Source organism: Loktanella salsilacus, assembly GCF_024206795.1.
Lineage (GTDB): Bacteria > Pseudomonadota > Alphaproteobacteria > Rhodobacterales > Rhodobacteraceae > Loktanella > Loktanella salsilacus.
The window spans coordinates 2624354-2645729 of record NZ_CP072994.1; the positions used below are offsets into that span (position 1 = coordinate 2624354).

Annotated in this window: 13 protein-coding genes and 1 tRNA gene; 4 read left to right on the top strand and 10 right to left on the bottom strand. The window is 51.8% G+C overall.

The genetic code is table 11. The features are described from left to right. Positions 1-11 precede the first annotated feature (11 nt). Positions 12-983: a TRAP transporter small permease subunit gene (locus KBW81_RS12785; protein ID WP_217646845.1), complete on the bottom strand. Its 972-nt coding sequence runs from the start codon at positions 981-983 to the stop codon at positions 12-14. 106 nt (positions 984-1089) lie between these two features. Then, positions 1090-2172 (bottom strand): TRAP transporter substrate-binding protein, encoded by a 1083-nt coding sequence (locus KBW81_RS12790; RefSeq protein WP_090187137.1) that lies wholly within the window; start codon positions 2170-2172, stop codon positions 1090-1092. A gap of 257 nt (positions 2173-2429) precedes the next feature. Here KBW81_RS12790 and KBW81_RS12795 point away from each other — a divergent pair. The 3 genes from KBW81_RS12795 to KBW81_RS12805 all read left to right on the top strand — a co-directional run bounded on the left by KBW81_RS12795 (position 2430) and on the right by KBW81_RS12805 (position 7251). Then, positions 2430-2504 (top strand) — tRNA-Asn (locus KBW81_RS12795). Positions 2505-2647: 143 nt separating this feature from the next. After that, positions 2648-4708: a tyrosine-type recombinase/integrase gene (locus tag KBW81_RS12800; RefSeq protein ID WP_254247420.1), complete on the top strand. Its 2061-nt coding sequence runs from the start codon at positions 2648-2650 to the stop codon at positions 4706-4708. A 173-nt stretch (positions 4709-4881) separates the two neighbouring features. Then, positions 4882-7251 carry a hypothetical protein gene (locus tag KBW81_RS12805; RefSeq protein WP_254247421.1) on the top strand — a complete coding sequence of 790 codons (2370 nt, stop codon included), beginning with the start codon at positions 4882-4884 and terminating at the stop codon, positions 7249-7251. Between the two features lie 232 nt (positions 7252-7483). Here the strand turns inward: KBW81_RS12805 and KBW81_RS12810 are convergent, their stop codons facing one another. The 3 genes from KBW81_RS12810 to KBW81_RS12820 all read right to left on the bottom strand — a co-directional run bounded on the left by KBW81_RS12810 (position 7484) and on the right by KBW81_RS12820 (position 13450). Then, the gene (locus tag KBW81_RS12810; protein WP_254247422.1) at positions 7484-10855 is read right to left on the bottom strand and encodes a hypothetical protein; all 3372 of its coding nucleotides are present in this window, start codon (positions 10853-10855) and stop codon (positions 7484-7486) included. Positions 10856-11664: 809 nt separating this feature from the next. Then, positions 11665-12228 (bottom strand): hypothetical protein, encoded by a 564-nt coding sequence (locus KBW81_RS12815; protein WP_254247423.1) that lies wholly within the window; start codon positions 12226-12228, stop codon positions 11665-11667. Between the two features lie 352 nt (positions 12229-12580). Further along, positions 12581-13450 (bottom strand): hypothetical protein, encoded by an 870-nt coding sequence (locus KBW81_RS12820; protein WP_254247424.1) that lies wholly within the window; start codon positions 13448-13450, stop codon positions 12581-12583. Positions 13451-13915: 465 nt separating this feature from the next. Between KBW81_RS12820 and KBW81_RS12825 the strand changes: the two genes are divergently transcribed. Further along, on the top strand, positions 13916-14851 hold the full coding sequence (locus KBW81_RS12825; RefSeq protein WP_254247425.1) for a hypothetical protein: 936 nt from the start codon (positions 13916-13918) through the stop codon (positions 14849-14851). A gap of 1276 nt (positions 14852-16127) precedes the next feature. On the opposite strand, the gene KBW81_RS12830 is transcribed toward KBW81_RS12825, so the two are convergent. From KBW81_RS12830 to KBW81_RS12850, 5 genes are all read right to left on the bottom strand, one after another. Continuing rightward, positions 16128-16541: a hypothetical protein gene (locus KBW81_RS12830; RefSeq protein ID WP_254247426.1), complete on the bottom strand. Its 414-nt coding sequence runs from the start codon at positions 16539-16541 to the stop codon at positions 16128-16130. Positions 16542-16553: 12 nt separating this feature from the next. Further along, positions 16554-16928: a hypothetical protein gene (locus KBW81_RS12835; protein ID WP_254247427.1), complete on the bottom strand. Its 375-nt coding sequence runs from the start codon at positions 16926-16928 to the stop codon at positions 16554-16556. A 342-nt stretch (positions 16929-17270) separates the two neighbouring features. Beyond that, positions 17271-18647: a hypothetical protein gene (locus KBW81_RS12840; RefSeq protein ID WP_254247428.1), complete on the bottom strand. Its 1377-nt coding sequence runs from the start codon at positions 18645-18647 to the stop codon at positions 17271-17273. After that, entirely contained in the window at positions 18644-20584 is a 1941-nt protein-coding gene (locus KBW81_RS12845; protein WP_254247429.1) for a hypothetical protein, read from the bottom strand. The genes KBW81_RS12840 and KBW81_RS12845 overlap by 4 nt, the downstream gene beginning before the upstream one ends. Positions 20585-20966: 382 nt before the next feature. Continuing rightward, positions 20967-21368: a hypothetical protein gene (locus tag KBW81_RS12850; RefSeq protein ID WP_254247430.1), complete on the bottom strand. Its 402-nt coding sequence runs from the start codon at positions 21366-21368 to the stop codon at positions 20967-20969. Positions 21369-21376: the final 8 nt, after the last annotated feature.

Sequence of the window (21376 nt, forward strand, 5' to 3'; positions counted from 1 at the left end):
CGTGTCCCCGTTCAGATCATGTCGGCGTGCGTTTCACGCGCGCCCGGTTCGCCGCGCTTGTCGGCGATGGCTTCCAGAAACTGGGCCACGAATTGTATCATCATCGTAATGGCGAAAATCGCCAGAAAGCCTGCCATCATGTATTTGACGTACATGCCAAAGCCGGATTGCGTGGTTTCAAACACCAAGATGGGGCCAACGATGATGGACGAAGATGTGCCGAACCCCAAGATCAGGATCGTCCAGCACAGCGCCATGCCCAGCACGATGGACCCAACGGCGTTCACGCGCCCTTTGGTTTCGCGGCGCATGGAAGCATAGAGAAGGTCAACGCGCACATGGCCTTCTTCGAGCAAGGTGTAAGCCGAGGCGAAGAGGAACAGCGCGCCGTACCAAAAACGGACAAGGTCGGCCATGAAGGCTTGCTCGTACGAAAAGACGAAGCGGGACAGCACGATCAACAGTTCAGCGCCGACCACAAGCAGCGACAGCCAGATAAAGCCAAGGCCCCGTGTCACAGACCCAAGCACGATGCCAATCAGCATCAGCGGGACGTGGAAATACATGCCGCGGTAATCCGCGCGGCCCAGATTGGACGACATATCGCTACCGACGATGCCGTCCAGCATGTTCTGCACCCGCAAGAAGGACAGGATCGCGTCGCCCATGCCTACGAGCAGGACGACAAAGAAGGCAGAGCGCACCAAAAAGCGGTTAAAGTTGCTGATCCGTGCTGCATCGGCGCGCAATGCGGTGCCAGGCGACGAGATCACATAGCCAATCGCCAGTGCGGCGGCGAGCAACAGGATCGCGACCTGCACCAGCCCAAGGGCCGAAATCTGCCCAGAGACGGTTGCCGTCACGCCGGGAAAGTCGAACCAGAATTGCAGGACGACATTGATCATGTAGGCAGCTAATACGGCGAGCACCGTCCAGCCAAATCCGCGCGCCAACAATGCGCGCGACGCCACTTGCGTTTCCATCCCGTTCCCCCCGGATGCTATTAGTTTTTTATTAACGCTGAACGGGGCGAGCATTGCCCGCCCCGTTCGCGCCGAACCATTCGGCCCGGATATGCCGCGTTGGCAATTAGATGTCGAGCACGCGGTTCCGCTTGTTGACATAGGCGGCGTCGGACAGAGCGGTCCAAGCACCAATGTCAGCGCGTGCCTTCAGGTGGCTGTCGAAGATTTCGGCGGCCAGCGGGCTGTGATCACGTGCCTCTTCGATGACTTCAGCCGACGCAGACCCGAAGGCTTCGTAGACGTCATCGTTGAATTCACGCAGTTCGACACCGTATTCGTCGATCAGCTTGTTCAGGTACGTACCGTTGTTGGCATTGTTTTCTGCCATCGACAGGGCGTTCTCTTCGGCGCAGGCAATTTTGATCATGGTCTGATCAATGGCAGGAACGGTCGACCACCAGGTCTTGTTCATGCCCATGCACAGCTGCGAACCTGGCTCGTGGAAACCGGGCCAGTAGTAGTACTTGGCGGCTTCATAAAGCTTCAGGAAGTAGTCGTTCCACGGACCAACCCATTCGGTCGCGTCGATCGCGCCGGAGACCAGGTTTTCGTAGATCTGACCGCCGGGGACGGACACAGGGGACGCGCCCAGTTTCGCCATGACGTCGCCGCCAAGGCCGGGGATACGCATCTTTAGACCGCGGATGTCGTCAACGGATTCGATTTCTTTGTTGAACCAACCGCCCATCTGCACGCCGGTGTTACCAGCCGGGAAGCCGATGACGCCAAATTCGTCGCCCAGCTTTTCATACAGCTCTTGGCCGCCGCCGAACTTCATCCATGCGTCGATTTCCGTATAGGTCAGACCCATGGGAATCGCGGTGAACGGGGACCAGCCAGCGTGCTTGCCCTTCCAGTAGTAGTCAGCGCCGATGTAAGCCTGAGAGTTGCCGGAAGCGACCTCATCAAAGCTGTCGAATGCGCCGACGCGCTCGCCTGCTGCGAAGTACTGAACCGCAATGCGGCCCTCTGTCAGTTCTTCGATGCGGGCGGCCAAACGCTGCGCACTCGTTCCCAGACCTGGGAAATCGCGTGGCCACGTGGATACGATGTTCATTTCGATCCGGCTTTGCGCCAGCATCGGTGTCGCCAGCGTGGTGGCAGCGGTGCCAACGGCAGCGGACGTCAGAAATTGTCTGCGTTTCATATTTTTATCCTCCTGTTGGGCAAAGTCGCAACTTATCGGTTTTGCCTAACGCCAAACTTAATAACACAGGCGAACGGTGGTCAATTCATTTTACCAAAACCGCGCATCATTCGTACAAAAACAACCTGAGAGCGCTAACATTCTATCCACTCAAGCCTAGAAATCGCCTGTTAATTGGTCTGCTGAACTTTGTGCAAGAATCGTCACATTTGGGTCTGGACGCGCCCAAAACTGGCCGTTATAGACGCCTCAGGTTTTCCGACGTAGCTCAGCGGTAGAGCAGTTGACTGTTAATCAATTGGTCGTAGGTTCGATCCCTACCGTCGGAGCCAATCACCCCGCATAGTGTTGATTTGGCAAGATAAATCTAAGCCTGATGGCTGAGGTTCGTTTTGCTTTGCACAAAGTCTTGCACAAGGCTTTGCACAAAAGCATGGGTCCTTTGCGCAGCACCTCCTAACCGAGGAGCTCGTCCATGGCGAAACGCCAACCACATCTCGAATCCCGTCCTACCGGCTACTATTGGCGCCGCCGCGTTCCAGCCAGTGAAGCAAAGCGGTTTGAAACCGCATTTTTCTGTTTCCCACTGCACACCCAAATAATCCGCGAAGCCGCAGACGTCGCGCGTCGCATCACCGCGATCAGCGATCTCTGCTTCTACTCGGAGACCGACTTGCCGCCGGAATTGATGACGCAGATTTTAACGGACTATGCGCGTCTTGAAATAGAGACCGCAGATCGACTGCGTGCGCTGACGGGTCCACGGACACGCGCCGCTGCGGACGCTGCGCTTGCCTTGGAAACAGCTGGACGCGCATCGCTGCGCGATGCAATCTACCTGTGCGACCGCTCACCAGCAAAATCCCCAATCCGAGATATGGCTGATCGACTTGGCGTCGTCCTCGACGAAGAGGAAGACGACTTTGCAATCCTCGCTGACAAAATGATGCGGCTCTTAATCGAAGTCAGCCTTGAAAAGGAGCAACGCGCTCGCGGGATCTTTCGAGAACCCCAACACTATATTTCAGCGGCACTCACGACCGACGCACCTGTTGCAGCTGAAAAGTTGTATTCCGCCCCCTCCTCAAGAGCAGCAGCGTCGCCTGACATCCCAACGCCCTATCAACCAATCGAGAAACAGGCATCAGCAGTAAGCGAAGAGCTCATCCAAGAACCGGACACAACCACAGAGACAGTCTTTCACGAAGACGCCGATATGAAAATCACCGTCAAGGCTGGCGAAGGCACATGTGCTCTCGGAATTGACGGAAGTGATCCGCGAATGATTGATCTATGGGACGGTTGGTTTACCGATGGCTGCAATGGCGTCCAAGTGAGTGGCGCATACACCTTTACCGATGAGGGAAAAGCAGCGAAGTTTCAAAAGGAGTCCGATACGATCCAGTCAACACGCAAGCTGATCGTGACCGTATTTGGGGAAAGGCGCATGAGCCAAATCACAGACCAAGACTGGATCTGCTTCAACGACATGCTTCGCGCCCTACCAAACAATCACGGCCGCTCAAGCAAGCTTCGACACCTTAACTGCTTCGAATTCACGAAACTTGAACGCGACGCTGAACGTGACGCAACAAAAGCAGCGGAACGGCAGATAAAGAAAGAAAGACTTTCGGGAGACGAACGAGACGAAATCTTACGCAAAGCGCGGTATAATCGTATCTCGCCCACGACATTTCAGCGCCACCAGAAAAATCTGTCCGCGCCGCTGAACCACGCGGTGGAACGAGGTGTGATCTCTCAAAACCCTTTCAAGCCATTTGTATTGGGTGAAAAAGCGATCTGCCAGTTGCGCAAAGGCCAACCTGATACTTCGCGTCTGCTTTGGACCAGTGTTGATGTTGCCTGCCTGCTTGGAACTGAAAAGTGGCAGTCAGAAAAAACGAAGATCGATGACCCGATCTTCTGGGTGCCCCCTATCGCACTCTTGCATGGCATGCGGAGCGAAGAAATCTTGCAGCTCAAACCACGCAACATCTGTTGCGACCAAGGGATATTTTATTTCGTTATTGAGCGGGGAACGGGACAGAGCACGAAAAGCAACAACTCGAAAAGACTGATACCAATTCACTCCCAGCTTATCGAACTCGGCTTTCTCGAGCTTGTAGAACGCCAGAAAAAACTTCAAAAGTTGCGGATATTCTCCACGGTGTCGCGCTCAAAATCGAGCAAAAGCACTTACGCTCAGAACTTTGGCAAAAAATTTACTTACTACCGAAAATCTCGCGGTGCTTACGAGACTTCAAAGGACCTGCACGCGATGCGGACCACATTCAACACGCGCCTTGTTACGCAAGCAGCACCAGACACAGCTCGGCGGTATCTGATGGGGCATGATAACCCCGACGTCGGAATTACGAATTATCTGCCAGAAGGCTTCAACTTGAAAACCTTAAGCAGATACATTGAGGAGCAGCGGATCGATCTAAGCGTCGTAACGCGGCGATTTGCGAACGAGACGTTGCCGAATAGAGGCCCACGGTTGGCCGTGAAAGACGGCATTGCGCTGTCGGCGTAGCAAGCACTGCAGAGCCCGGCAGCTGAACCGGGCTTTGCGCATCTCGGAACATACTTTTTTGAAGATCTCCTGCCTTCATTTCCCAGCTAAGTCCCTAACCCTCAGATCTCAGCGACTTGTAATACCGCACCTAAGCCGACAGGGTCCTATTAAATTTATCTAGGATCGTATTCGTGTCTGCCTTAGCCTCCTGTCCAGTCGTCCCCACTGCCATCCTTTCCGGCATCGGCCTGGCTGACCGCAAAACACTCGCGACCTATATCGCTATGCTCTCAGCGGCTGACAGCCTGTCCGTATTTAAGGGTGCTGTGAAAGGCCTCGGCGCAAAAATAAATATCTTGGAGGACACCTCAGTCGCCGAACTACAAGCGGCTGTTGAGAAGGTTGCCATGTCAGACGCGACCGACGATGAATTGCGTCACCGGCTTTGGTATGAACTTGTTGGCGCACTCGAAGTGCAGAGCCCCACGCCATTCTCGACACGGTCAGCGCGATCATCAGCGTCCGCGATAGCGGTCAGAGCGTCGGAGCGTCTGTCCCCTTCCCTTCGCAAAGCAAAACGTGAACGCAGCGATGCGGAGGCAAAGGGTGAGAAGTCAGCGCAGGTCGATCTGGCAGAGAAGCTCGGCCAAGATATTTCGGGGTTCATTGCGCGAGCAAAGGATATGCTCAAGACGGAAGCGCCACTTCCCTTCCCGCGCATCGTCGAGGAAGAAATCCTGGCGATGATGTCCGACACGGCGCTCATGGAGAAGATCGAAAAAGAGGTCGCTCTCACAGACCCTACATTTTCGGAAAATATCCGCCAAGCTCACCTCGCGGCGCAGGCTGCGCTGGCGGCCGGCGGGAGCTGGGCACTTTTTGCCACTATAGTCGGCCAACTCGGCTTCGCACCTTACATAGTTGCCGCACAAGCAAGTGCTTGGGTGCCCTTCGTAGGCGGCTCCACACTCGTCTCCTTGCTCGCAGTTTTAATCAACCCATTTACTCTCATTGCAGGGATAGGGGCCATCGCATGGGTCGGGATCGGCAAAACCGGCCAAATCGTAAAAACAGCAATCGCCTCACGCATATCTGTCCTTCTGGCACTATCTGGATCTACTGACCTTGAAGACGGGCAAGCACGTTTTCTAAATGCAATGCGTCGGTTAACCCACGAACCTAACTTGAAGATGCTTCATTTGCCGCAAGGTGAAAGACAGGCATTCCGAAGCCATGCCGCATTCATTGAAGAGCGGCTGCAAGGCCACCAAGGGAGCTATGCCGGCACGCCACCGACGCCATGGGACAAACACCGTAGCCGCAGCGATACCGGGATCGACGTTACCGAGGCTGCTCTTGCGGTCTCTCTGACCGCCGGCGAGCAATACTGGCACGCAGTCGCCATCGATCCAAATGTCATCGCGGCTGCAGATTTTTCCCGCACAGCAGACCTTGGCGATCCATTTAATTTTGCGGCAGAGGCCCAGAGCTTCGCCCTTAAGGCGGCTGGATACTCGCTACGTGGCTATACTGCTGAGCAACTGGTTTTGGACAAGCTTATCGCTGATGGCCATGGAGTCAGTTTAGCACCCCAAAGCAACACGCCAGGCCTTGATTTGATCCTCGACGGCGAACCTGTTCAGATTAAGTGCGGCACCAGCCTGTCAATTCTGAAAGACCATTTCGAAAAATACCCTGATATTCCGGTCATTGCCAATGTTGAGCTCGTCGAAAAAGCACGCGCATTTAGGGATCGCGAGGCCACTGGCCTAGACGAACACTGGGCTGATTTAGTCACGACATTGCCAGGCTTTAGCATCCAGGAAATCGAAGTCTCAGTGTCGGAAGCACTGGGGCACGCCGCGGCCATTGCCGACGCTGGCGTTTTGGAATTGGCACTCGAACTTGGCGTATTGCGCGGCGGTGTTGAAGTCATGAGGGGCCGCGTCCCTTTGAGCGACCTTCCGGTCTGGCTTGCAATGAATGCTGGGGCGCGGGGCACGCTTGTTTTTATTGGCGGTAAAGTTGGCTGGTTAGCTGGTTTGGTTGTCGTCGGTCCCGCGGGTGCGCTCATATTCGGGCCGACCGTGGCATGCGCCGCACTTATGGGGGCTGGTTCCGTCCAAACACGGATTGAAAAGCTTCTTATGCAGGATTGGCATAAACAGTTAACCAAACTTGCCGAAGAATTACATCGCAAGACATGTCGTTCTCTGCGTCGTCGTGTTCAAGAATTGTCACGTCGTGTCGAAGGTGTAAAACAGCAAACTGCGCAAAATCAAAGCGACCTCGGATCGTGGATAGCAAGTCGCACAGAAGATAATCTTATTTCGGCTATTGAGGACCTTAAGATGCTGGGCGACGCCCCGGCGTCAGAGAGAGAAGTTTTAATCTTGGCCGCACAATCCGCTTTACTAGCTCCCGGTGCTGCAGAGGTTTCACGGGCTCGACTAGACATCGAACGCCACTTCTTAACTCGGCCTGGTCTACAGATTGCCCTGATCGACAATGCGAGAGGCGTTTTTGCGAACATCAAAAGCGTGTTCCAGCGCAATCACTGACCATTGATCGACTGCTAATCGACGGATAACCGTGCCTCAATCTACATGCTGACAACCAATTTATAAGGCAATAACTGCCGCACAAAATTGACCTGTCTGTCCATTCACAAACAAAACTTAGCATCATTACTGGATAACTGAACGAGCGACCGCGCAGGACCTCGCTATATCAAATGTGAACAATTGACACCCGTAAAGCCGATAGTTCAAAAATCTGTGGAGCGGAATTCAGTTAGGCGTCACTCGTCTCTGGTGATACAGGCCCGTCGTCCCAAGTAATTCGATAGCTCTCAACGTCGGTCGCTAGTTCAACTTCGCGCTCGAAGGTCACTCGCATCGTCCCTAACCAAGGATTCTCAGCGTCGGATTCGAAGTGCAGTGACACTGGAAGTCCTCCGCCGTAGTCGTGGAATCGTAGTCGCCGCAAAAGCTGAGATGGAATTAAATAGGCTACGCCATTTTCAATCTGCGCCATATAGACTGGTATATTATTCATCGTAAATATGTAGGAATCTATCTGATCTCCGTTATTTGTAATGACCAAGTCCGCGGGCTTTGGCGTGCTAATGTGGCTATCCGACAAGCTCCATTCGAAGAGCCAATTTGGACTGCCTGAATTACCAATTACCAGTAGCGGATCATCGCCACCGGCTCTAATTCTGGCGCCGCCATCGCGAACTGCGTGCCAAAACTCTTGGGGCGTTTGGCTCTCGACGTTAATAAGCTTTACCGCGTGAAGAACATCTGACCACACCACGGCGGCCACGTGATCTGACATGGTCTCGCGCCACCATTCCTCCTCGTTGAGAACTGGTTGCTCCATTGGGGGATCAGTAAATTCACCTTTGTTGAGCCCACTCATGCTCATCGTGAACTCTTTCAAGTTATCGGTAGTCACCGTGATTTCGTCAAAGAGGTTAAGTGGAAACTCACTTTTAGAAAATGCCCTGGAAGCCGCAGCCGAAGAAACGGCACCAATACGCGTCTCGTCGATTTGAGCATTCACAATTGCACCGTCGCGGTGGCCAGTCAAAATACTAAGGCATTGGTTGACGAGCTGCCGAGCGTAGTTACACCGCGCATCAAAGGACACGTCATCCGTCAAATCAACTAGTCTGGCAAGCAAGTCCGAATGATGATCGGCGCTGAGTTCGTCAATGGAGGACACCAGTGAGTTCAAAAAAGCTTCTTTTCGCTTGAGCGATGCTTCATTGCCGCGAGAGAGCAAACGTCGGAGAGGTCCATTGACCGCTTGTCGGCCCGGCGACGTGGCCATTAGCCCGATCGCTTGCGCTTCTGAGAGTGCTGAGAAGGACAAGCCGCCTCCAGATGTATAGATGCGCATCGAGACCCTGGGGGAGCTTCCGAAATTGCTGAGGCCTTCAAGTAGATGATCAATGTGTCCTGCATAACTGCCCTCAATGAACTGACTACCGGATCCCACTATCCTGAGAGCCGAGACTAGGATGTCTGCACCAGTGACCCCGGACTCTTCGCGAAGAACTCTGGCACCACGATCATAGTGCTGGTCTTGCAGCAACATGCGCGCGGCTTGCGTCGCCGTTTCGCTAGCGAGTGAGTTCATCGCCCAGTGTATACAAAGGCTGGCAAGCACAAGGATATGATCCTGCCAAGTATTGTGCAGGATCTCGTTGAATACCACTATAGCGCTGGGGAGATTGCCGTTTGGCGTCAACTGCAATTTCTCAATCTCATCCCACTCGCTTTGCAAGACTTCGAAAGTGAGTGCCTCGGATTGCAGCCCCCTCTGGCCACCGCGTCTGATAGATACATCTTGGGCCTGCATTTTCCAGCGCAGCATGAGATCAGTTGTCCAACTCGTCGCGAGAGTATCGCCAAGCCAGGCGGCGCGCGCGGTCATTTGCGAAGTAGAATGCAGATGGGCCCAAACATTGCCAGACATAAGCTTGAGACTTTTCCAGCTCTCGGCTCCGCCGTCGCTCCGGTTTGGCACAGTGGCAACAACCGTGAGTAAGGCTTCCCAGCCGGCGACCTGCTCCCGCCATGCTCTCGAGTATACCTCATCTTGGCGCGAAAGCGAAAAGGCTCGGCGCTCACCAAAGCCGGATGTTGACTCGGCGCGATACTCCCCAACTGCCCAATCGATCAGTCGATGGGGTAGGCTCTCGCCCAACCATATAAGTGGTCTAAGTGCTTCCGGCGTGACCTCTCCCGAAACTCGTGAATATAACTTGTAAGAAGTGTAGGCAATTGGCCTCATTAACTCAGCTTCATCAGGTAGGCTTTGGACAACACGACGGATGATGTCGCGGTAGGTTTCAGCCCATTGCTCGTTGAGTGGGTGCCGGAACATCCTGCCTCCGGAGCCGAGCTGGGCGTAACTAAAGTTGACGTCGTCGCTCTGCGCGAGCCGATAAATGAATGCGTGGAACTCAACCACATCGCCAAGTTGTTCAGCAAACTCATTTGCTCGACGCGCGTCGATGAGCTCGATCAAATCGGCGATCATTTCGCTAAGGATCTTGGTGGTCTCGCTAATTTCCCCGTTCTCGGCTGGCGCGGAGCGAAACCTGAACGAAGCTCCGATTGCCGAGCGAGCAACCAGACCCAACGGGATTGTCGCCCGGGCGAGAACTTGCTCCCCCTCATAGCTCCAACCCGGTTGGAGCGGAAAGACAAGGTCGTGGCCTTTTTCAAAGTCCAACTCGCGTGCCTGCACCAGCCAAGCATCAATAACTGGTTTGAGGATCCCGAAACGAACATCAACCAATCTCATCCTCCGCCGTAGGCGGCGGCTCACGCGCGTATTGCCCTCCTTCCAAATCCCAGAATACCATACCCGTGCACTCGCGCCAGTAGCGAACGGATCGACTTCGTCCCCAGTTGGAAGATGTCCGAATTTAGCGACATTGGTCCACTGGTTGGAAGTGACCGCAGCTAACAGTTCCCGTGGCCAGATCACATTGGCGACATAGGTCCGGATCATTGGTGCGCGCTTAGATGGATGGAGAAATGCGATTGTGCGCAGCACAAAGTAGCTGAGTGCGAATGCATTCATCGCGAACCACGCGACATTCAGAAGCGTCACCGCAAAGCTTACATTAACAAATTTTTGACCGAAAGGGAGTTGGATTGCTATAGATACGCATAACAGCAAGGAGCTAACGCCTACGAACAATGCGGCTGATGAATCGATATAAATTGTGAGGCGCGATGCGAAAGACGCCCGACCCTGATTAAGCAATCCCACAAAAGCTATTACGAGCGGAAAGACTACACCAACCAATGCCGCCTGAACAGTAAACACGCCGAGATTGACAGCCCAGAAATCGCGGACGCTTGCGCTTTTATCTACGGTCAGATCAAGATCGCTGACCCATCCAAAATTCGGCGAAAGCAATACTATGAGGTAAGGGAAGGAAATAGCGATCAAGGCTAAAACAGGATGGTATATAGACCACCGAATTGCACGCACCAAGAGCGGATATCGATGCGCACGAAATTCAGAGTTTCCTTCAAGCTGCGCCGAAACTATACTCTTCAATATTTTCTTAAGCCCAGGTCGAAACAACCCCTGGATGATGTAAAATAATAGAGAAATCTGACGCCAAGTATTTTTCATTTTTTAACACAACTTCCACGCATGGATCGCTTTCCACAAAAGGTTGACATAGGTTTACCGGAGAAACAAAGGATAGTTTCCGAATCTAAGATCATTCTACTGCGCCGTTGCATTGAGGTTAACTTCGCAGCGGTTGTAGCTATTTTGGATGACGACTGTATATCCGCATCATTTTATATCAGTATATTTCGACCATGCGGCATCTAAAATGTTGCGCGATGCGCTAATGATCACTCTGTTGAAGCCGCGACGCGGCATCGGAAAGGCTGGCGGGAGTCGGCTTGGGACCGCCCTTTGTCACGTTGATCTTTTATATATGCTCCCTGTCGTCTGAGCGGTAGTAGAAACCGTGCCTCGTTGACCAAGGAAAAGCTAGCTTTCAATATTCTAATATAAACGAAAAGGATGCGCGATTGAAACGCAAGGGTGACTCAAAAAGCGCGCTTGCGATGCCGACCGTCACTGCCGTTGTATGATTACCATCGCTGCAAATTTCGCACCACCAGATCGGCAAAAACTGACAATAAAAAATCAAAAAATACCCTTGAAAAACACGGCCGTTGGATTGGCCGTTTCTGCCGAATTTTCGAAGCTCCAAATTAAAGGTAACATTAGTTATCAATATGGTGAACGTATTTATCACATGCTCGATCAGGAAGACTACTTCAGAACTAGGATCTATTGAGCTGACGGTGAGAGGTGGTTCTGCACAGCAGTGGAAGCACGACCGACTGGATGGTGAAGAGCACGAAACTTAAACGGCCGCAAAGGGCCGATTGCATCAATGCCTTTTTTCGGAAGGGGAAATTTTAGAGATCCTCAAACCAAGGGTAGCAAGCTCCAGGCACCACAAGTTCTATTTCGTCTTTTACATCAAGGAAAAGATCTACTGTCCATATTCGATTGTGCCCCATAGCTGCACACCAAGCTGCAACGATGGCATCACCTTCGTGATCTGTTTTGTCGCTGCCCACTGCGTCCTGAAAAATCTTTCGGATTTCATTCTCACCAGACACCCGAAGTAACAGTTTGGGATGGCTTTCGTAAACAGGTAGTCCAAGCCGCTTAGCGACAATCGCGCCATTTAAAGTCATAGAGCTATATAGTGAGTTTTGCGCAACAATAGAATTACCGCCATACTTACTTCGGAGCGCATCGTCGCATGCACGACCGCCCTTTGGAGACCAAGCCAAAAGGGTGTCTATGCCGAGTGCAGTCGCATTTCCGGCATGGGCTTGAAGCCAAGTCAGCGCTTCGGAAGCATCGCGAACAGTTGCTTTGGCTACGACTGTTGGCACAGCAGAATCTAACCTGATGGCTGCGACACCGTTTTTTCCTTTTCCACCAGGATCGTAACCAAGGAAAAGTGTCATGCTAGATACCTATTCATTTGCAGAGGTGGAGCCCCCCCTCTTGCGACGGACCTTGGCGTTGGCTGTAATGAGGCACAAGGCTTGAACGGCTGCTTCCGTGATAATGCGGCGCAGATAATGGCCTATACGCGGATAGTGACTTAGGGGCCTTCGTGACGGCAGAACGGTCAGGGCGGATTGCGAACCTTCGCTTCAGTTCGCACAGAGGTGTGCTCGGCGGACAAAGCTGACGTCTGCTCAATGGCAGCGCTCGAAGACAACACTATCAAAGCCCTTCTCGTGCATCGCCCAGAACGCGCGGAATTGATCGGGCGGGTAGCAGCAATCCGGCAGGACTTCCGTCTACCTCCGACTAGGCGTAGGGACCCTCGGCTTTTAGGCCACTGGCTCTTGCTGTCCTTACCATGTCGAGGATCTGTGCCATGCTGAAGCTTGGCTTCTTCCCGGCGAGGAATGAAGTCAAGAAACGCTCGATCAGCCTTTCATCCACCTTCAAATTCTTGTCTACTAGTTTCCGCAGTGCCCGTCGGTTCGTCCGGTTATTGGCAACGCCGCTGTTGATCGCTTTCGTCACTAAGTCTTCCTTGCGTCTTGCTCTCTGCCTGCCTATGCCCGAATTGTTGACATACTTTGCTAAAACGATTGCAAGCATCTTTTCGCAATGAAAGAGGCGTAAGTTTTCGGCGAACCATTTCTGATGAGCGGTGATGATCTCCTCATTATCGAGCATGTCAAAATAAAATTTGATAATATTCTCCTCGATATCTCCAGCCGCGATTTCGTGCTCAGGCGCGATCAGAATGAAGAAGGGCGACGTCTCGTTGATGTCAATTTCGCTCACGACGTGAAAGCTGAAGCATGCACAGGAGATCACGCAAAGATTGTTCTCGGTGATACGGTTGATGATGCGCAGCTTGTCCACGATATCAGCCCAGCTGACATGTTCTCCTGAACCTGCAATCCGGATACCGGCATCGGCTGAACCATGAGTGTCGAGATGAATAATCGGACGCATGCCTACCGAGGCTTTGCTCGCGATCGCATCGAGACAGCCCAAAAACTCGGCGGCTGTGGAGGGAATGAAATGTCCAAAAAGCAGCTCGCGCTGAGAACAGCCCGGCTCAAGGTCCTCAAGGACGCGGCGCGTCACTCCAACCTCATCATCATGAAGCGAGGTAATCCAAAAAATTGAGTTGATCCTAACGACTGAAGAAAAATGCATGCTGTCATCTCAATTTCGACTTAAAAAACTTCGAATACCACAGGCCCATAAGTTACCGCAATATTGCAGATCTCGGAAATCAGGTCTTCGCTCTGCTTGCACTCGATAACCCGCCACAGGTTTTTCCCGTCCACCGTTGGTCAGAGTCCGCCCTACGTGAAATTAATTAGCCGAGCTCGCCCCCTAGCAGCTGGAGCTGACCGTCTCGTCCGGCCACTACTGCGCGGTTGCATCCCGTGATCGGCAGGAGTTCGAACTCTTCGGCGTGCCAACGGATGTTACACGCATGAATAAAGGGAAGTCTGAAAGGGCTCCGACCTACCGTTCGCCGCCAGAGCCATTAAGGTCAGGCGATCGGACGAATTTGTCGTCCGCCAAGGTCAATTCGAGGTCGACTTTAGAGCACTTATTGCAAATGATACGAGCACAAACGTAGATGAAACAGATTAGGGGGTAAGACCAATAATGCGGGATGTTGAGAGTAAGTTCGAACACTTCAATTTTCTAAATATTTTTGGATTTTTAGTCAAGAAAGCTGGAGACTTTTGGCCCTGGATACCTTTTATTGTTAGCGCTTCGATTGTTTTCTCTTATGGAGTTTTGAGAAATTTCCCTATCCACATTCAACAGGCGATTGGATCTGAGTTACTATCCTATTCACTGTTTATGGTCTCATTAAAGATTTCATTCTCGGTGCTAATCGGTCGAACACTTTCGATAATATCCATACATGTATTGCTACCAATATGTAGAAAAATAATATATTATATTCTAGGAAAATCTTATGCGTTCAATTCAAAAAATAAAAATAAAAATGATGCGAAAATACCTGTAGCGAGCAAGGCGTTATTGCAATTCGACAGAATATACACTTACTTGCTTAATAAGGAGGCATTTATTACAAGCGTTTTTGTCTTTATTTCATTTCTAAATATATTTGTGCAGCAAGCAATATTACTTTTCAACTTGTTTATAGTAGGTCTAATATTGAGCATAACTTACTCTAAAAGTTTAAAAAGATTGATTAGAATAAGACCTAAACTTACTGGTGGACATGAAGTTCGCGAGTCTAATGTTCTAAACAAATTGCGAGCTACAATTTTATTGTTTGCAGTCCTAATTCTAGGATATAACGAGATGTATTCAAATTTTCTTCTCAGCAGTATATCAGGCGGCTTGGACAACCCTCGAACACAACATGGATATGAAACCCTCTCCTATATATCTAATGAGCATTTGCTTATAGTAGAACGGCAGTCAGATAGTTATATTTGGAGACTCGAATCGAAGGACACCTTGCCTGACTTTGGCTTCATGAGAGTTGGAGGAACACAAATGCTTCCAAGTATTGTATTTTTTGAAACCAACTTAAAACCGCAGATAAAGTCACCCTCACCATAATATCTAAGCTTTTATCAATTGTGGCTAGATTCTAATCTATGCCAATATCTTACAACTTCCGGGGCACGAGTTATCCAATAAATTATGAATAGCCAACAGCGGCCACGCCGAAGTAAATTGTCAATACGAGATCTTTTCAGGTCTTAGCTGCACCGTCCACGAACCGCCGATCTTCAAGGCGGCGCGCACAATCTTGTTGAACAGTCTGCACGACACTATCATTTTTTTGCCGACTGCAGGTTTAAGCTTTCAATGTCTGTAGGCGATGAAATGGATGTAGATCAGCGCGATATTAGCTGCAGCTGCAATCAGTGATATGCAGAAGCCAAGCGGGCTATTTGCACACCTTGTCGGGAATTTTCAGCAATTCGCACAGAGGCCCGCAAACATAACGCCGATATATGTTTGGGGACCTATGTGCGGCTGTCGGCAGAATACCGGCATGTCGGAATTTTGACTACCGATCTGTGCCAGCTCAGACACTAGGCATCATTTCCCGAGCGCGGAAAGGTCCGTTGCGTCCATTCTTTCGCGTCAACTGGAGAGATACGGACACTTCCAAACACGTTCCTTGTCGGCAGGCCTGCTGTAATCCACCGCTCTACTGTGCGCTCACTGATACTCCATTCTGCTGCTAGTCCTTTCTTCGTCAGGAGATGGCATTTGTATTTTTCGCTTCGTTTCCCACGAGGTAACGGCCCTTGTTCTGCGGCCCACACATTAGGCCAAGAACAGCGCCATGCACCCTTGATGCGGACACCATGAAGTATGGCGGTTTTAAGGTGACCCCGCACGGTCCTCGGAGAGAGAGCATAGTGTGCGGCGACATCCGCGACAGTGAGATTGTATTCATGTATTTGTTCCATGCAAATTAGATTGTCCCGCATGGAGTTTTTCAAAAATACAGGGGACAATTAAATTAGGGCTGAGCAGAAGCCGCTGCGCCGTCCCTTCCAAGAGCCTTGCATTTAACTAAAAGTAATTTTTAGTTTACAATCCCGCTCTGCAACCAATATGCAGCACGACTATTTGGACTATACATTGTTTTCCCCTATTCTTCGGGCTGACGGTTCGAGAAACCATGCCGCGAAATATGGCACGACGACACGCAACACTAAGACTCCATCTCATCTACTCGACTTGAATGGGATAACGAGGGCGACTGAGGCACCCTCGTTGCTCCGGGTTCAATCATATTTCCGATTCAGCGCAATCATCTTCCGGAAAGTCTCCTCCGGATAAACGCCGCGCTTTCACGCAGGGCCAACATGTTGCGCTAATCGAAGACCCCGATTAGAGTGCGTGCAGCAATTCGTGCTTTCAGCAAACGCCGAGCAGTTGCAAAAGATTGCCACTGCAATATGCGGGACCGCATTAAGCTCAATTGATCATCAAACAGCAAATCCTCATATGTATCAGCTTTCAGGACTCGATCGCCGTAGCCTGCACGCCGATCGTTCGCCATTTGCACGAGCAACTCTCCAATCTTATCAATGAAACGATCGTCTCGCTCGTCGATTACGTTCGCTGTAGTTAAACGTTCAAGCGTCTTTATCATTGTCCGACGCTCCGCGCCCGTTGGGATAGGTCCATCGCGAGCGCAGGTCTCCGCAAAGCATGCTGCGGCGGAAATGACATGTGCGGCAAGAGCTTCTAGGGTCATCTCGCGGCGAATATAGGTGTTTGTCATAGTGGTTACTCCTTACGCTGCATCAATCTGGCGCGCGAGAGGCGCTGTCTCATATTCTGGCGCGATATCTCGCACCACCAAGTCGATTTCCTCAGATAGGAGGCAGATTACTTCAACGATCGGATTATGAAGATCAATATCAGTAACGTAATTACTTTCCACGAACTCGTAATCGTCGATAACACGTAGAGCCAATAGGCCCGCGAGCCAGTCGAGTTCACGGCGAATGCCATAATCCATTTTTGAGGCATTCGCTACGCGCTGGCGCAGCCGGTGACAGCGCATGAGCGCCGCACGTCCGCCAAGCCAATGTGACGCATCTTGAAGTTTCATATCATGAGCCTTCAGAAAGTCTCTGACACGAGTAATGTTTTTATTTTTTTTCATGGGATATATCCCCTTTAATTGCCGCCCAGTCGACGGCTCAAACACACGGAACTGGTTCCTCCTCTCCTCCATGCGATATTGAAATGTTCTAGATCTCTTTCTTTCTTCCTGTCCGCTCACATGAAAACGGCAGAAAGAAAGACAGATAAACTAGCATACGCCAGCAAGTTTAATAACTTAGATCAAGATTCAAGAATACTAGCCGATGCGCCTTAAGCTATATTCCAGAGCGAAGCCTATAGGCTCACCAGGCATTTTTACAATTGCATGGGTTTGGCTCGTCTACACTAGCTTTAGTCATCGTTGCGGCCGACAGAACGCAACGATGACCAATGCGCGTGACTATGCGGATGACCTCCGGAGTTCGCTCGTCGCATGCCTATTGCGAATTTCCAGCCACTCCCGTTGTGCAACCGTCTCAACACAGAGACCCCGATAATCCTCTCCAGCTCCACGCGTGACGTGGCCCAGCAAGACTGAAACGACATTGGGAGCGGAAGCGGGATTGTGCAGGCGCAAATAATCGGCGGCCAGGGTGCGGAGATCGTGCAAAGGCACTCCAATTGCATCCGATACCTTTTCGCTGGGCCACCGCCTGTCATATGGTTGATCTGAAAAGGTCAGCCAGTTTGCACCACGCAATTCTTCAAAACGCCTTTGCGCATGACGCTTTGGGCGTCCGCCGAGAATGTGATCGTCGATTACTCCACCTATTTCTGGCCAAAGCTCACCTGCGTCCTTCCAGTGGCCTGTTTTCTGCTGTCGCCATCTAAGTTGCCACCGCCCCGAGGTGTTTCGGACCAGTGCCCCACCCATTGTCCACGAAGCTACATCGCCGGTCCGCGCTGGGTCGTTTGTGCAGACTGCTAAAATTGCAGCGGTAGCTCTGGCTACTGCCGCCTTCGCACTCCAGTCGGGCAGGACATCGGCTTTTTGCAATTCGCGAATGATCGCGCGCATAACCTCGTCGTAACCGCCCTTTTCGTAAAGCTCATCGATGCGCGCTGTCTTACGCTTTGCAAGACGGCGTCCTTTACGTTGGTAGTGGGCCTGCACGGACCGCAAGCCGTCGAGAGCAATATCGTCGAGTCCGCCGTGGACACCGAGACTTACCAACGCACCGATATAGGAAGCAGCTGTGCGCGCATTAATCGCCGCCCCGTGTTCGCCCTGCTTTTTCTGCGCCTCCGATGCAAGTTCCCAAGCTAAGAGCCACCCAAGACGCGGAGGGCACTTTAGATCGGGAGCCATGTCGGCACAGCGATTCACTGAGGCGATATAGCGGTTGATGGAAGTATCCTTTATCGGCGCTGCACGAAGGCCCGGTAGCAGCTCCACCCACTCGCAAGGCCAATTCTTGGGTGCCGTTTCGGATGAAGCAGGCGTTTTAGCCCGTCGCCCGGGCGGGCGTTCTAAGCCGCTTGAACGTCGTTTATAATATTCCTTTCGAAGAGTTCGACCTTCGGCAAGACAAACAGCAGGAAGATGTCGATTTAAAACTCGCAATAGGAGGCCAAGTGTAGATTCAGTGCGACAGACAGCCTCGAACGTCGCGCGCGAAGGAGCAGATGGATGTTCTCCCCGCTCCCCAAGCTTTAAGAAAAATCTATTGATAACTGAAATGGCACCTGCTGGTAATTCGTCACGGTGCGCTAACAAAGATTCACGCTCAGGCTTCGGCACAGCGAAAAGTCGAGCTTCAGCGATGTTGTCGTTCATGGCCGATGCCTCCTGTTGAGTTGGGAAAACAAGTCTGGATGCTCAGCAAGCAAAGCGGCCCGGGCTTCTCTTGCTGCCGCCTGTCCGTCGTCGCGACCATAATGCTTCCTGGCCGTAGCCTCGTTATTGCCGAGGACGGTTGAAACAAAGTCGTAGTTACCTGGCCGAACGGCAAGGATCAGCAGCGCCACCACGTGCCGCATACGATGTGGCGTGATATGAACGCCAAGTATGCTGGAAGCGTCCAGCCAGAGCTCTAAAAAGGCGCTGGGAGAGTAGCTACCCCTTGGCAGAATAATCGGGTTGCCCTCGTCTGCCTTGGGCAGGGCTGCCCCCGGAAAAAGGTAAATGTTCCTTTCGTCGAGATCCTGAAGTTCAATCATCCTCGGGCGCCAAGCCTCTATCCACTCGCATAAAATCTCCGCGTCGGTGCCAACGACATCCACCGTCACCGAGCGGCTATTCTTGATCTCCCACGGGGCGAACCTGAATGTGAAGTGCTTGTCGCCAGAGGCCGTGCGCAAGAGATTTGAATGAGCGTCCCCGAGAGATGCAATCCGCGCGTTTCGCAGACATGCCGTTCGCATAGGGCGAGACATTTGAAGTCCATAGGCCACGCCACCGGCGAACTTGCGTAGCGCGGTTAACTCCCGCGCCTTATCACCTTCGAGCTTGGCCATCTCGATATCACGACGGGCAGTGTCTGCGATACATCCAGGTGCATTCGACCAGCTGCTTGCAAGTGCGGGTCGCTGTCGGAGCATCGCGAAAATTTTGTCAACCTCCATCAGATTCTCCTCGCCATTCCCCGCCTTGCCAAGCTTCTTCCGCGGCAAGTCATAATGTTGGGCTCGCAGGAACTTGATTATAGCGACCACCTTCGGGGCTTCGAGGCCGCGCTTCGCGAGGGTGGTCAGCGATGTCAAACGCGTTCCTAGTGTCTCTGACGCAAATGGATCGCGCAGATCAATCGCACTGTTGGAACGAGCGATCTGATCCTTAATTGCGATCTCGATAGTGTGGCGGTTAAGTAGGTCCTGGATATCAGTGAGGGTCTCAATATCGCCGCCCTCGTTCTCCCAAGCTCGCACAAGCCAAGTTACCGCAAGCCTATATTGTTCCCGCGCAGCAGTTGGTTTGCCGACCCCGTTCACAATAGACGTGCCCAGTTCGTCGGCCTCCGCCATTATAGCTTCAGGATCCTCTCCAGCTTCGATCCGTGCGAGCATCCGCTCTGCAATATCTTCTCCGCCAGCAAGGCAGGCGTCCGCAGCTACATCAAAAGTGGCGCGGAACGAATTAGGCAAGGCGATCCAGTCAATTCTGCGCGCCCAAGATGATCCGGCCGGCGGGTTCAGATGCATCGCGGGCAGAAACTCGCGAAGCTCCGGGATTTCGTTTGTCAAACCCATCAAACTGTTGAGGAATAAAACCGTTTTGCGAAGCCCCTTGCGCTTATCAGCAGACATCTCACGGCCAATTCGGTCGATTTCCGATTGATTCAGGTCCTCCGGTGCTACTTCGGCCCGGGCACGCAATCCAAGAAAACGACGGTGACGACCAATGCCCCAGCGGCTTCCGGTGCCCGGGGCCCCCTCATCAGTCTTGATAATGTTCATAAGAGCATCATATCGCGCGCGCACTGCAAGGTCTTTGATCGGAGTTCCGGCGCGGTCTGTATGAAAACGCCTTAACAAGGCACGTATCCGCGAGTCCGCGCGTTTTCCGTTCGAATTCATGTTCTTAGCCTGACTGACGAGACTGTAGCCCTGGCCGGCGATATCTTGCTCGAACCGGATCTGATCAGCGGACAAAGATGAAAGATCGACGTCAAGCATTCCGAGTCGCGCCGGTATGTTCTTTAGACTCCGGATAGCCTCAGCAGCCTCGTTGTTCAGTTCCGCCCACACCAGGACGTCTTTTAAGTTGTAATTCAAAGTGCTTTTCCTTCTGCTTTGCGACCGGACTTCGGCCCCTCACTGCGAGGGGGGCGATGCGGTCACAAAGAACAGAGGCCTGACGGACAGAAATGCGTAATAATCAGTGAAAATTATTATTGAATAATGTAATTTACGTAAAAGTGTTTCAACCAACGCCGCCTTCCAAACGCTGAATAAAATAGTAAGTGTGCGGCCGTTGCAAATCCTATGGACGGTCCATTAAAAGGATTTCGACATCCGAGCGGAAGGTCACAATACCCTTCAATAGATAAACGCGCCCGTCATGCCGTTAGGCTTCGCCGACTAAATTACAATCGTCGCACTAAAGAAATACAATTCTTAGGACCCCAGGTAATGTCCATATAAATTATCACTGACCTTAAATAAGTTGTTTGATTTTTCGCAGCCGTTGGCGAGCATAGTCATGCGAAATAGTAGTCAAATCTTTTGCAAGACAGATATCATGTATGGAGACGAGTTTCAAAAAATCGGTAAGTGCCTGTAATGTTGAAGCCGCTCCCCCCAAGTCTTCTAAAACGAGTTCATGATCTACAACCGAAAACCTGTAGCAGCAAAGTTGCAGAGCGATAAGGTCGCACACCGCGGCGGCAGATCTTTCTAGGTTAACAGTTTGTTCAGGGGATTGACGACATTCGCTAAGCCAGAATTTTACTCGCCCACGAAAGATTGGTTCGACTGCCATAGTTTCGAACATTGCATCCACTGATCGTGCATGCGTTTTAGCATAATTTTTTAATGCGGCAGTAAGAGTCGGCGTCATGGGCATTT